Origin of the sequence: Neptunicella marina, assembly GCF_014270035.1 — a bacterium.
In the GTDB taxonomy this organism is placed as follows: domain Bacteria; phylum Pseudomonadota; class Gammaproteobacteria; order Enterobacterales; family Alteromonadaceae; genus Neptunicella; species Neptunicella marina.
In genome coordinates this window covers 224,986-238,140 of record NZ_JACNEP010000005.1, presented here as the reverse complement: position 1 = coordinate 238,140, position 13,155 = coordinate 224,986, and the positions used below count along the sequence as shown (strand labels likewise).

Sequence of the window (13,155 nt, the reverse complement as noted above, 5' to 3'; positions counted from 1 at the left end):
TTCCAGCTTGACTTAATTTGTAAACTACCTAATCTTTAAGAATAACAATTCTTAAAGATTTTTATTATGCCTCGTAAAGCGTTATATAATTTGCAGTATGTTTTAGAGCAGGCCACCAGTGTGTTTCTGGAACATGGCTATCACGGGGCGGTAATGGATGAGCTTATTGCCCGTACTGACTTTAATCGTCGCGGTTTTTATATCGAATTTGGCAGTAAGTTGGCCTTCTTTTACAAAGTTATCGAACATTATCAGCAAAACTCTCTCAACCCCGTTATTGCTCATTTGCAGGCCAATCAGGGTTTACCTTCAATTGAAGCGTTTTTTAATGCCTATACCCGTTTGATTAATGGACGGGGCTGTTTGCTTATATCGGCAATTACTGAACTGGGGTTTGATGATCAGCACATTCGCGATGTCGGCCGGCATTATCTCGATCAACTGCAAATCAGCTTTATTGGTTGTCTGGAAAAAGCGATTGAGCATCAGCAAGTTGTGGCTGGAATTAATGTTGAATCAACCGCGTTGCAATTAACATCCTATGTACAAGGGTTTGCGGTTAATGCAATTTTGGCCGGTGGTACCGACGAACTGGAACTGGCATGCCGTGCATTGCTGGGGCCACTACATAAATAAATCTTCAATTTCACCGGCAGATCATTTGGACTGAGTCAACCGACAGGGTAAAATCACCTTTTTATATTTGTAATCAGTGTTTTATGTCTGCGAAAAAACCACTCTTTCGGATCCAGTTTGTAAGTAACGGTGAGCGTTACGAGCTTTTTGTGCGTGAATGTTGTCAGGGCAGTATGTTTGGTTTTGTCGAAATTGGTGATTTTGTGTGGGATACCCATACCAGTGTGGTATTGGATCCATCCCATGAGAAATTAAAAGATGAATTTGCCGATGTCACCCGAACCTACATCCCGATGCACAACGTACTGCGTATTGATGAAGTAAACAAACAGGGTCTGGCAAAAATATCACAGCTGAGTGATAAAGTGACGGCATTTCCCACGCCCGTCTATACCCCCAAAAAATAACCATTAGGAATCGACACATGTTTAAACCCAGTTTGCTGGCGATGATGGCTTTTGTATCCTTGTCTTCTCATGCCGTTTCTCCCGAGGCGCAAAAAACCGCGGATTATGCTCTGGCCACCTATAAAGAGGCTATGATCAGTTCTTTAGCTGATTTAGTACAATTTAACACTGTGGCAGTAGAAGGTGTATCTGCCACAGATAATCCGCAGCATATCGCGTTTAAAGCGGAACTGGCGAAACAAGCCAAAGCTCTGGGCTTCGATTTTGAGGACTTTGGTTATGTCGTACGAATTGGTTTAGGTAAGGGTGAGCAGCGTGTTGGTGTAATCACCCATGGTGACGTACAGCCAGTTAACCCTAAAAAGTGGGCGCAATCACCGTTTAAACTGGACAGAACCTCTGAACCCGGTAAATTGTTAGGTCGCGGCACCGAAGATGATAAAGGGCCTATCTCTACCGCTTTATATGCAATGAAAGCGATCAAAGATCAGAAAATCGCACTGAATAAACGTATCGAACTGTATGTTTATATGGCGGAAGAATCAGACTGGGGTCCTTTGATTGAATTTGTTAAGCAACATGATTTGCCTCAAACCAACATTACCATTGATGCTGAATACCCGGCGGTAACTGCGGAAAAAGGTTATGGTACCTTAAGCTTTAACTTCAGCGATCAGTTGGCACAAACCCCGGAACAAGCTTATATCAAACGTTTTGAAGGTGGTTTTTTTGGTAGCCAAATTCCTGAAGATGCCAGGGTATTATTAGGCCATGCTGATCAGGCGTTACTGGATAAAATAAAACAACGTGCCGCTTTGCAACAGGGCATGAAGTACCGCTTTGATTTAACCAACGATGAGTTAACCATCACCGCATTAGGTGTATCCGCGCATAGTTCTAAACCGGAAGATGGCATAAATGCGATTACTTATCTGGCGGATATTCTGGCGGTGAAACACTGGCCGTTCAATGCAGCCGGTGCCATGGTTAATTTCATCAACGACAATCTTGGTACAGGTTTGTACGGTAAAAAATTTGGTGATATAGCTTACGCCGATGACTTTATGGGACCAATGACAGTGCAGCCAACGGTGATCAAACAACAAGATGACGGGGTACAGCTAAATATTAATATTCGTCGTCCACGTGGCAAAACTGCACAGCAGTTAGAACAGCAGATCAGCGCTGCATTAAATAACTGGGCGCACAAAAACAGTATTACCGTTCCTGAAAATAAAAATCAGATTGGTGACCCGTTTGTGCAAACCAGTGCACCACAAATTCCAACCTTGATAGATGTATTTTCCCATTACACCGGGATTAAAGATGCTAAACCGATTTCGATTGGTGGTGGTACTAACTCACGCTTATTCCCTAATGCGGTGAGCTTTGGTCCATCGATGCCGGGTGCAGTGTATACCGGGCACTCAGAACATGAGTTTATTACTGAACAGCAGTTATCGCTGAACTTAAAGATGTACACCGCGGTGTTAATCGAACTGGCAAAATAAACAAAAAGGGGAGCATAAGCTCCCCTTCATTATTGCCCTTGTTCGAATGTCCAACTGTGCTGCTGGTTATCTACTGTTCCGTTTAAAGATTGTTGCACGACCTTGTCTATTACCTTAAGCGTCCGATCTGCCATCAGCGAAAAGTTATCTTCTCCTGCGTGATTGGGAGTATGGTCGGCAAAGTTACGTCGGGTACGCAGAATATGGTAATCATGTGAGAACGAATGCGGAGCGAACTGCGCTTCCAGTTGTTCTATTCCTAAAATAAAGCCAAGTAAACCACCCCATGTTGCCGTTGGGTTGTCTGAATCCCAACCGGCCAATGTCCCTATCTGAATCGTCTTTTTATAATCGCCTTCGCCATAAAACAAACTGACCAGACTGGCTGCGAAATTAATGCCTGCATCAAATGAGGTTTCGTAGGTATAGCCGTCATGGGAACTGGCCTGATAACGCTGATAAATCGCATCGCGGGTTAATTCCCAGTGCTGTTTGTCGGGATTGCTGAGGTAAGACCGCCAGACAAAGTCATACATTTTCGCTGCGTAAGAACCGGCAGGTAAAACCTTTCGTGCCTGCTGTGCTACTGAAATTAACTGAGGTTGAATCGGTTGCTGATTATCGATACCCACCGCTAACGAATGCATCACAACATAAAACTGCGCTATCCAGGCGGCATCATTTTTAGCTGTGGTACGAATAGGTACTTCCGCCAGTTTTAATGCGGTTTGTGGTGCCATCGGCGCCAATAAACCAAATAGCTCGGTAGTGAGTTGTGCATCAATACGGGCAAAGTGCGGATTATTTTCAGGCTCGCTGGTGGCTGGTGGTACTATGCCCTGATGCATTAATTCCAGCGCTCTTTCATTGGATACCCACAAAAAGTTTTCCTTTTCGCCGGTGTCGTTGGAAACCGGTGCGTCTTCATTGGTGTAAATATGTTTAATCCAACTTTGCGCAATTTGTTGCCCGCTGACCATGGGATTGTCACTCTGGCTAAGTAAATCCAGATAGAGATATTCCATATCGCTGTCATCGTCCGCACCCCAGGGTTCCGATGCTTTACCCAGATAAAAATCTATTGTGCGGCTATGGGGTACATAGTTACCCCAGATGTTTTTTTGATCGGCGGTTCCCCAGTCTTTGTTTGTATAAAACGGAGGTTCCACTTTATCCATTTCAGTTACCAGCCCGGTCCAGTTCGCAATATTTAAACCTAACCAGAAGCCCTCGAGTTTCTTTTGATATTCTGCCTTGTTGATCGATATTGGTTTATCGGGGTCGTTGGTCGCGTAAGACGAAAATGGCAGGCTACACAGGATAAGTAGCGTTCCAAATAAATGTTGGGCACGAAACATAACACATATCCTTTATTTGGCGAGTTTGCCTAACTCTACGAACTACAGGTGGCATGTACAAGAACTAAAGTTCTAAAATAAGATGTTATGATGGCCTTAACAGTAAATGTAAAATCAAGTTTTAAAATATGATGAAACGAGTAATTGGTTTTGTATTGATGTGGTGTTGTGTGTCAGTGCAAGCAAACCCGTCACAAAATCTAAGTGAGCTTCTGCAACAAATCTGGCAATTTGAATTGGTGGCTAATCCGATTAATGCCACCAGTTACGGTCAACATCAGTATGATGCGCTATTGCCGGATATCTCAGCCAGCGGATTAGCGAAAAACAATCAGCAACGTCAGGCATTTGTGGCTGAGTTAAATAAATTTTCTGATGCTGATTTATCGCAACAGCAACAAATCAATAAAGCTTTTCAATTGCGCGAACTGCAAAATGCCATCGATGAATATCGTTACCACGCGCATTATATGCCGCTGACATCAGAGTCAGGATTTCACAGCTCACTGGCATTTTTACCGCAAAGTACGCGCTTTAAAAACGTCGCAGATTATCAAAATTACCTAAGCAGACTTAGCCAGTTTCCTGACTGGTTTAGTCAGCAAATTCACTGGATGCAACAAGGCATGCAAGTGGGGTTAACCCAACCTAAAGCGGTATTAAAAGATTATGAAAAGGGCGTAAAAGCCTTTATTACGGCCACGCCTGAGCAAAGTGTGTATTACCGCCCTTTTGCGCAATTCGATGCAAAAAGCTTTGATAAAACCACAGTGCAAAAATTGCAAAAACAGGCACGGGACGTCATCCAAAATAAGGTATTTGTCGCTTATCAAAACTATTACGATTTTTTACGTCGGGACTATATTCCTGCGGCACGTGATTCGATTGCCGCCAAAGACTGGCCTGACGGCGAAGCCTTCTATCAAAATCGCACGGCGTTTTATACCACTACTGCGATGACACCAGCACAAATTCATCAGCTCGGTTTAAGTGAAGTGAAACGCATTCGAGGAGAGATGCAGGCGATTATCGATAAATTACAATTTGACGGTGACTTAGCTGATTTTATCCACTACTTACGCACCGATCCGCGCTTTTACGCCAAAACCGCGGATGAGTTAATGGCCAAAGCGGCGGTCATTGCCAAAACTTTGGATGCCAAACTGCCATCACTATTTGGTAAATTACCGCGTCGTCCTTATGGTGTGGTGCCGGTGCCAGACAGCATTGCGCCTAAATACACCACAGGGCGTTACATTCCTGCTGCTAAAGACGACGAACCCGGATATTACTGGGTTAATACCTATGCACTGGATAAACGCCCTTTATATGCCTTAACTGCATTAACCATGCACGAAGCGGTGCCAGGTCACCATTTACAAATTTCTTTATCACAGGAAATGACTGACCTGCCCGAAGTGCGCCGTAACGGTTATATCTCAGCGTTTGGTGAGGGTTGGGGGTTATATGCAGAATATTTGGGTAAAGAAGCGGGCATGTATCAAAACCCCTACGATGATTTTGGTCGTTTAAGCTATGAAATGTGGCGGGCGTGTCGTTTGGTGGTGGATACCGGTATGCATTTAATGGGCTGGAGTCGGCAACAGGCGGTGGATTATATGTTAGCCAATACCGCCTTATCTGAACACAATATCAATACTGAGGTGGATCGTTACATTTCGTGGCCAGCACAGGCACTGTCATACAAAATTGGTGAGCTGACCATTAAACGGTTACGCAAACAGGCTGAACAGCAATTAGGTAACAAGTTTGATTTACGTGCGTTTCACGATGCGGTGTTAGCCAATGGCTCGGTGCCGTTAAATGTGCTGGAACAGCAAATTGAGCGTTTTATTGCGCAGACTAAATCCAATTAACCCGCATTAGCGGCCTGATACAGGCTGTCCCACTCTGATTCGGTCACCGGCATAATCGAAAGTCGGTGACCTTTTTTAACTAATCCCAACTCAGTAATTTGTGGCATGGCTTTGATTTTTGCCAGAGGCAAAATACGTTTGAATTTTTGTTTAAACTGCACATCCACCATTACCCAGCGCGGGTTATCCTGACTGGATTTGGGGTCGTAGTATTTTGATTCAGGATTAAACTGCGAATCATCCGCATAGGCGGCTTTTACGACTTCTGCGACCCCGACAATACCCACATCTTTACAGCTTGAATGGTAGAAGAATAACTGGTCTCCGACTTTAACATCGTCACGTAAAAAGTTACGTGCCTGATAGTTGCGAATGCCATCCCACGGCTCAGTTTGGTTCGGGCGATTTGCTAAATCATCAATACTAAACGCATCCGGTTCCGATTTAAAAAGCCAGTAAGCCATAATGTGTTCCTTAATAAGCAAGCGTATTTCAGAATAAGTGCCCACAGATGTACAGGCAATATTGTTAGATCAATATTGCCCGGTTTTCTACAGCTGCGTTTATATGTAAAAAGCCCGCGTTACGCTGGCTTCTTGATAGATACACTATTGTTGATCAGCTTTTTTATCTGCTTGTTCCCTTTTAAACGCCTTATAATCATCAATTGCCTGATCGTAACGCAAGACTTTGCTTTGCGGATCGATTATCACCACGTCCTTAGGTTTGACTGGCAGTGTTTGTATTTTGTGCATATCCAGTTTGTGCACTGTCTGGTTGATTTGTACCTCCAGCGGCATAGGGAAGTCCAGACCATTTGGTACTTGCCAGCTCAGTGTTACCTGACCATCAGTGCGTTCAACATTTAATTTAGGTAATTTGGCTGAATATAGATACACATTGAAGAACCAGCGTAAATCCTGACCGGTCACCTGATTGGCAATTCTGATAAAGGCTTCTGAATTGCTTAACACAGGTTTGAATTTACCCGGTTGCGGATCCGCACTGCCATACGTGGCGATGCGGATAGTTTTGAAAAACGCTTCATCGCCAATTAGCTGACGTAAGCTATGCAGTATTAATGAACCTTTAGTGTAAACGTCGCCACCTGGGCCTTGATCTTTTTCAAATACTTCCTCAACTGCCAGCAGCTTATTGCGTACCAGCGGAAAGTCATTATCCAGTGCTTTGCGCTGTTCAAATAATCGCGCTTTGTAGGCCATGTCGCCTTGCAGATACTGGGTAAACAGTGGCTGCATATAAGAGCCCAGACCTTCCTGCAGCCACAGATGATCAGAGTTATCAGCGGTTAATTGGTTGGCAAACCATTCATGGGCAAATTCGTGTTGCATTAACCAGTCAAAACCATACACGTCCTTACGATAATGATTGCCATATGCATTGATAGTTTGGTGTTCCATGCCTAAATGCGGGGTTTCTACAAATCCGGCTTTTTCGTTAGTGAAAGGATAGGGACCAATCACGCGTTCAAAAAAGTTAAGCATTACCGGCACTTCATCAAACAGCTTTTTGGCTTTTTGTGGATGTCCGGGTAAGTGGTAATAAACAATTGGATATTCGTTTCCGTAAACACTGTGGAAAGTATCTTCCAGTGTTTCGAAAGGACCAATGTTGAGCGCCACACTGTAAGTATTTACGTTGTGGGTTTGCCAGTGGTAAGTATTTTTTGTGTCGCTGATCTGTTGATCCAATAACACACCATTAGACACCGCCATCAGTGGCGCTGGTACTGTGATATAAATATCTGCAACCTCTGGCTCGCCAAATGGATGATCGATACAAGGCCAGAATAAATCACAGCCTTCGCCCTGGTCGGCAGTGGCTATCCAGTCCGCCCCTTCTGGTGTTTTGCTCCACACAAAACCGCCATCCCAGGGGGCTTTAACCGCTTCGCGTGGTATGCCCTGATATTCAACGGTGACTGTAAAGTCATCGGATACCGGCTGGTTTACCAATACCATGCCTTCGGGATTGGAATAATTTGCTTTATCGACAGGCTTGCCGTTTACCGCAACAGATTTGATTGTGAAAACACGGTCTAAATCAAATGAGAAGTTTTTGCGCTGAGTGTCACTGTGCAGTGTTAATGTACTTTTGCCGATCAGCGTTTTACTGGCAGGCACAACTTCAAAGTGCAAATCGGCATGCTTCACGCTAAGCCCTTGCTGAGAAGGAGGCACGATGCCACCACTTTTCATGGTATAAGCACTGGATTTTATGTCGGAAGAAAAGGGCATGGAAAGCGTGGTCTCAGTGGAAGCGCAACTGACAAGTGCCAGTGATATAAGACTAAGACAAACTGATTTTAGCAAGGTGGACTCCTGATACTTACGAAAACAGCGTTAAGCAACAAGCTGATTATTTTGATTTTTTAGATGAGATTATCTTAAAACAAGGATTTATCTTATCACATGCAAAACAAGTCCAGCGGTCTGAATTTACCGCTGGACGACAATTGAGCGTTAATGAACCTAATTGGGACTATTTTAACCAGTGCAGAATTTGTTGCTTAAGCTGAGTGGCGTTAATCAGCTTAAAGTTTTGTGGCTGGGTTGGCATTACATTGCGCCCATCCTGTACCACTAATAAACCATCAGGATAATGACTACCGATAGCGATGGAGGTAATATCCAGCCCATCGGTTTCTGATGTGCCATCGATACCGGCTGCAATATTGGCCTCAATGGTAAAACTGCCTATATGTTGGTTGTTTTTATCCAGTGCAAACACAGCGTAGCTGTCATTACCCTGGCTGGAGGCGATTAAATAGCGTTGGCCGTCCAGCAGATAGATCCCCAGTCCCTCTACATCCGCCACAAAGGTGTCATTGGTTTTAATGATGAGCTGTGGATCTGTTTGTACAGGTTCTGCATTGATTTGCCAGATACCCATGGCTTCCTCACCCATGTATAACAGTTGATGTTGATCATCTGCCACACAACCTTCCGGCTGACTCGGCAACGAGAACTCTCGCACCTTTTTAGCTGTGATTTTCTTATTTAAATCAAGTTGATATTGCTGATAACGGCCATTGGTATCATTAACAAAAACATATGTTTGCTGCTGACTTTGGTACATGCACAAACCATAAATATCGCTTAAATCCGTGGCAATTTCGCTAAGTAAAGCCACCTGTGCGGTTTGCGGGTTAATGCTAAAAATACTGATATGTTGATTACTACGATTGCTGGCCGTGGCGATATCCATTAGCTGGCCATTGACGCTTACGCCATAACGCACATCCACATTATTAACCCGGCCAATATCCAGCGATTGCTTAAGCTCGCCGGCAAGGTTGTAAACCATTAAACCTTGTTTTTTGTTGGTGCCTAAAATCAGACTTTGCTGGGTGTTGTGTTTGTTGATCCAGATTGCCGGATCATCTGCCGCATCGCCGAAGCGTGAAACTGGGGTTGTTTGTTTATCAGCTAAAAACACAGCATTTTTTGTTTTAGAACTATTGTTCTTAATTGGATTTAACGGGATATTTGCCTGATAACTATTGCCCGTTTCATCGTCATATACACCTGCGAGTAACTTGCCATTTAATGCAGTGGTGACTGCATTTTCGATTTTAGGCGTTGAGCCATCAGGTAAAACAAAAGAATAGGCTTTGGCAGCGTCTGGATTTGTGGGATTGATAAGCCAAAGCTGGTTATGTTCAGGCGCACTAATCAATAAGTTGCCATTAGCTAACAAATTGGCATGTTTTACTTCACCTTTTATGTTGCCAAAAGGCGAAACTGCGCTGATTAAAGTACGACTGGCATCACGTTCCGGGTTGGCTGAGTATTGCCATACTCCGATATTTTCTTCCACCAGATACAGTGTTTGTTGGTTATCGTCTGCCACGCAGCTTTGTATATTGGGGGCTCCAATAAAATGGCGTACTGCCACATCAGTAAATTGCTGCTGTTGCTGGTTAAACACCACGCGTTGTTGTACATCACCCAGCGTATCGACACTGAACAGTTGAATATTGTGTTGTTGATCCTGATACAAACATAAGGCTTCAACTTCAGCGAGTGGATTACGGATGCGTTTTACCAGGGTTAATTCGCCTTGTGGCAAGGCAAGCTCTAACAACAGGGTGTCGCCGGATTCGCGCTCAACTGTGCTAATGACATAATGTTGATTAGCCAGTACACGTATGTCGCTGTTTTCGGTGTTACCTGCAAACTGCCCGAGTAATGTGCCTGTTTGATCCCACACTTGCAGGCCACTTTGCTCGCTGGCAGTTAACCAGTACAGCTGATGATTATGTTCGATGGGGGGGGCTTGTCGCCATGTGCCCATTAGCATGGGTAACGTGTTAAGCTGAATTGTTTGCGGTGCCTGATTGGTCTGAGTGGTGTTTGCACAGCCACTTACAGATAAAACCAGCAACGCTAAAATTGATGTGATGTGTTTCATAAAAAGTCTTGCTCCCAACGGGCTAACCTTGAAACAGGGTTCACCCGTTGTCATAAAAATTACAGGCCAGCGAGGCTGGCCTTAAAGCCGTTTACTTATAATTGCCAGTTAATGCCCAGCTCAATGGTGCGACCATATTCTTCGTATTGAGCGTTAATGCTGGGGTTATCGAAATAGTGATAATAGGGTTCGTTATTCAGATTAACCGCGTTCAGGTACAGATAAACGTTGTTATTGACGAAGTATTTGCCCATAAAGTCGAGTTGCTGATGCGATTGTTCCATGCGAATTAAATCGCCGTCGATTTCCTCTAAGTTTTCACTTTTATACGACATGCTTAAACGCAGGCTTAGCAGGTTGCTCTCGTAACCTATGGTTAAATTGCCGACTTTGTCTGACTGGTTGGGTAATGACGTTTTGTATTCTTCGCCATCCAGTAACGTAGTGGCATCTGAACTGGATAGGGTGGTGTTGGCGCTCAGCAATAACCCATTTTCGAAGGTTTTTACCCATGACAATTCCACACCGATGACTTTGGCATCTTCACCATTTTGCGCCTGAATCACTTCGTCGTAGCCCTGCCAGTCGCTGCTGCCTGCAACATCTGCAAAAATGACGAAGTTCTTAATGTCTTTGTAGAAATAACCCGCCGACAATACGCCGATATCGCCAGGATAATATTCCAGTGAGATATCAATGTTGTTTGACTCGTAGGGTTTTAGCTGTGGGTTACCCACTTCGGCTTCACGTTCGGTTACAAACTCGCCATCATCTTCTTCGGTTTTTGATTCAATAATCTGGAAGGCTGCTACATCCTCGAATTTAGGACGTGAAATGGTTTCGCTGTAGGCAAAACGACCTATCAGTTTATCGCTGAATTCATAACGTGCAGAAAAACTTGGTAGCAAATAATCGTAACTGCGCTTTGCAGACCAGTCGGTATTAACGACGTCTTCGGTATCGGTTTGTTCGTTTTCAATCAACTCTACACGCATACCCTGGGTGCTGAAGTCAGTATCTTCATAACGTAAACCAGCAACGATATGCAGTTTGTCGAATTCAAATTTACCCATCAGATACAAGGCTGTAATGTCTTCCTTGTTCACATAAGACGCGCCGTTAGATTCTAACTCTGAGTCGAGTTCGGCCAGCTCTAATGCGCTGCGATGCTGATTAAAATAGTCGCGCATAACGCCTCGGTTTAAACCCTGACCAAAATCACCCAGTCCCCAGTCAGGCGTGTCTGCAGCGAAATCTCCGGCGGCAATATCGTCAAAATCACCATCGTAAATAAAGATATTGGCATCGGTTTGTTTTTCTCTTGAGCGGTATTTGCCACCAAATTTCAGTTCAACTGGAGTGCCTGCCCAGTCAAACTGACGACTAATATCGGTTTTAAAACTGGTTTCTGTATCTTTTGAATAGTTATCCTCGAAACTGATTTCATCCAGTTCGTAGTTTTGTAATTGAGTGGCAGCGGTATCCTGAGTAATTTGTGGGATCTGGCCCTGCATAGAGGAATCAATCGCCATGCCTTCACCTACAAAGGTGTAATACAAAGAATCGGGCTCATCTTCATCGGCTTTTGAGTAAGCCAGCTGGTAATCAATAGTCCAGTTACCACGCTGGTGTTCGGCACCGGCGGTTACCGATAAAATCTGCTGGCTTTCATATCTGTCTTTGCTGCCACGTTCGATTTCAGAGTCATCACCGTCAAAGGTAAAGGTATTGGCCTGACGGTATTCATCATCCGCGAATTTGCTGTACAAAGTGCGTAAATAATACTGGTTGTTAAAGTCAGGGCGATAATCGAAGTTAACCGCTGCACCAATGCGCTCACGGTTGATCGTGTAATAACGCTGTTCGATTTCGTCATCACCATTGGATTCAATATTGTCCGAGCCAAAATCGCGATCAAAGTACGAAATGGCCGCTGCCACACCAAAATCATCATTAAATACTTTGGTCATACTGGCCGACATTTTAGGGCTGATTTCACCACGCAAATCGTTATAGCTGCTTTGCAGTGTTACGCTGGCAGTGGTGTCGCTTTTATCAAACGCGCTGACACTTTTTACTTCGATGGAGCCACCAATGGCATCGGCGTCCATATCAGCACTAACCGACTTTGATACTTCCAGAGCCTGAATCAGTTCTGAGGGAATAACATCCAGCGCAACAGAACGCACGCCGGCTTCCGGCGATGGTACGTTCACACCATTAATGGTGACGTTGTTGAGGTTAGGGTCGATACCACGAATACCCACAAAACGGCCTTCGCCCTGATCACGCTCAATCGATAAACCAGGTAAACGCTGCAAGGCCTCTGCAGCATTTTGATCGGGGAACTGACCAATGGCGTCAGCCGACACAATTGATTTAATTTGTTCTGACACGCGTTGCTGGTTGATAGCGCTTGCTTGCCCGGCGCGTTGCCCAAAAACCACAATATTTTCCAGCTCGGTACTGGCAACGTCTAACAATACGTCTTTACTGATAATTTTACCGGCGCTAATGGTTACCGGGATACTCATTTCCGGCGCACCCAGATACTGTACTAACAGGGTGTAGTCGCCCTCTGGTAACTGTGAGAAGCGGAATGAACCATCGCGACGTGACACGGTGCTTTGATTCAGCTCTTTGATTTTAATCTGTGCGCCTTCGAAATAAGTTTGATGTGAAGGATCGCTTAATACACCTTGTAAACCGCCGGTTTGCTGTTGGGCTAAAGCGGGGGCGCCGTACAAGGCTGCGATACATGCCAGCGCGATAGAAGTTTTAAACGTTTTCATGTGCGTCTCTCGTTTGTGTTGTGCCAAATGAATGCTGCACGCACGCTAAAAATTTCTGATGACGCTTTTATGACGAATTAAATTTAGTTTTACTCACTTACCTTATATTTCACTGATTTTAAGCACTTTTACGCACATGA

9 protein-coding genes are annotated in these 13,155 nt (G+C 44.4%); 4 read left to right on the top strand and 5 right to left on the bottom strand.

Translation table 11 applies throughout. The features are described from left to right. Positions 1 to 66: 66 nt before the first annotated feature. From H8B19_RS08350 to H8B19_RS08340, 3 genes are all read left to right on the top strand, one after another. Positions 67 to 636, top strand: a complete 570-nt coding sequence (locus H8B19_RS08350) for a TetR/AcrR family transcriptional regulator (protein ID WP_186506342.1) — start codon at positions 67 to 69, stop codon at positions 634 to 636. Between the two features lie 83 nt (positions 637 to 719). Continuing rightward, a complete protein-coding gene (locus H8B19_RS08345; protein WP_186506341.1) occupies positions 720 to 1,043 on the top strand; it encodes a DUF1820 family protein in 324 nt (107 codons plus the stop codon). A 17-nt stretch (positions 1,044 to 1,060) separates the two neighbouring features. Beyond that, entirely contained in the window at positions 1,061 to 2,554 is a 1,494-nt protein-coding gene (locus H8B19_RS08340; protein ID WP_186506340.1) for a dipeptidase, read from the top strand. A gap of 29 nt (positions 2,555 to 2,583) precedes the next feature. On the opposite strand, the gene H8B19_RS08335 is transcribed toward H8B19_RS08340, so the two are convergent. Beyond that, on the bottom strand, positions 2,584 to 3,912 hold the full coding sequence (locus tag H8B19_RS08335; RefSeq protein WP_194362673.1) for an ADP-ribosylglycohydrolase family protein: 1,329 nt from the start codon (positions 3,910 to 3,912) through the stop codon (positions 2,584 to 2,586). Between the two features lie 128 nt (positions 3,913 to 4,040). On the opposite strand from H8B19_RS08335, the gene H8B19_RS08330 reads away from it, so the two are divergent. Next, entirely contained in the window at positions 4,041 to 5,789 is a 1,749-nt protein-coding gene (locus tag H8B19_RS08330) for a DUF885 domain-containing protein (protein ID WP_186506339.1), read from the top strand. On the opposite strand, the gene H8B19_RS08325 is transcribed toward H8B19_RS08330, so the two are convergent. The 4 genes from H8B19_RS08325 to H8B19_RS08310 all read right to left on the bottom strand — a co-directional run bounded on the left by H8B19_RS08325 (position 5,786) and on the right by H8B19_RS08310 (position 13,015). Then, the gene (locus H8B19_RS08325; RefSeq protein ID WP_186506338.1) at positions 5,786 to 6,253 is read right to left on the bottom strand and encodes an EVE domain-containing protein; all 468 of its coding nucleotides are present in this window, start codon (positions 6,251 to 6,253) and stop codon (positions 5,786 to 5,788) included. The genes H8B19_RS08330 and H8B19_RS08325 overlap by 4 nt on opposite strands. A 144-nt stretch (positions 6,254 to 6,397) precedes the next feature. Beyond that, positions 6,398 to 8,122 carry a M1 family metallopeptidase gene (locus H8B19_RS08320; protein ID WP_241737538.1) on the bottom strand — a complete coding sequence of 575 codons (1,725 nt, stop codon included), beginning with the start codon at positions 8,120 to 8,122 and terminating at the stop codon, positions 6,398 to 6,400. A 169-nt stretch (positions 8,123 to 8,291) separates the two neighbouring features. After that, a complete protein-coding gene (locus H8B19_RS08315) occupies positions 8,292 to 10,223 on the bottom strand; it encodes a phytase (protein WP_186506337.1) in 1,932 nt (643 codons plus the stop codon). 95 nt (positions 10,224 to 10,318) lie between these two features. After that, positions 10,319 to 13,015, bottom strand: a complete 2,697-nt coding sequence (locus tag H8B19_RS08310; RefSeq protein WP_186506336.1) for a TonB-dependent receptor — start codon at positions 13,013 to 13,015, stop codon at positions 10,319 to 10,321. Positions 13,016 to 13,155: the final 140 nt, after the last annotated feature.

Bases quoted from the DNA above. Each gene is read 5' to 3' on its own strand.
- H8B19_RS08350 (WP_186506342.1), top strand. From the start codon at position 67: ATGCCTCGTAAAGCGTTATATAATTTGCAGTATGTTTTAGAGCAGGCC.
- H8B19_RS08345 (WP_186506341.1), top strand. From the start codon at position 720: ATGTCTGCGAAAAAACCACTCTTTCGGATCCAGTTTGTAAGTAACGGT.
- H8B19_RS08340 (WP_186506340.1), top strand. From the start codon at position 1,061: ATGTTTAAACCCAGTTTGCTGGCGATGATGGCTTTTGTATCCTTGTCT.
- H8B19_RS08335 (WP_194362673.1), bottom strand. From the start codon at position 3,912: ATGTTTCGTGCCCAACATTTATTTGGAACGCTACTTATCCTGTGTAGC.
- H8B19_RS08330 (WP_186506339.1), top strand. From the start codon at position 4,041: ATGATGAAACGAGTAATTGGTTTTGTATTGATGTGGTGTTGTGTGTCA.
- H8B19_RS08325 (WP_186506338.1), bottom strand. From the start codon at position 6,253: ATGGCTTACTGGCTTTTTAAATCGGAACCGGATGCGTTTAGTATTGAT.
- H8B19_RS08315 (WP_186506337.1), bottom strand. From the start codon at position 10,223: ATGAAACACATCACATCAATTTTAGCGTTGCTGGTTTTATCTGTAAGT.
- H8B19_RS08310 (WP_186506336.1), bottom strand. From the start codon at position 13,015: ATGAAAACGTTTAAAACTTCTATCGCGCTGGCATGTATCGCAGCCTTG.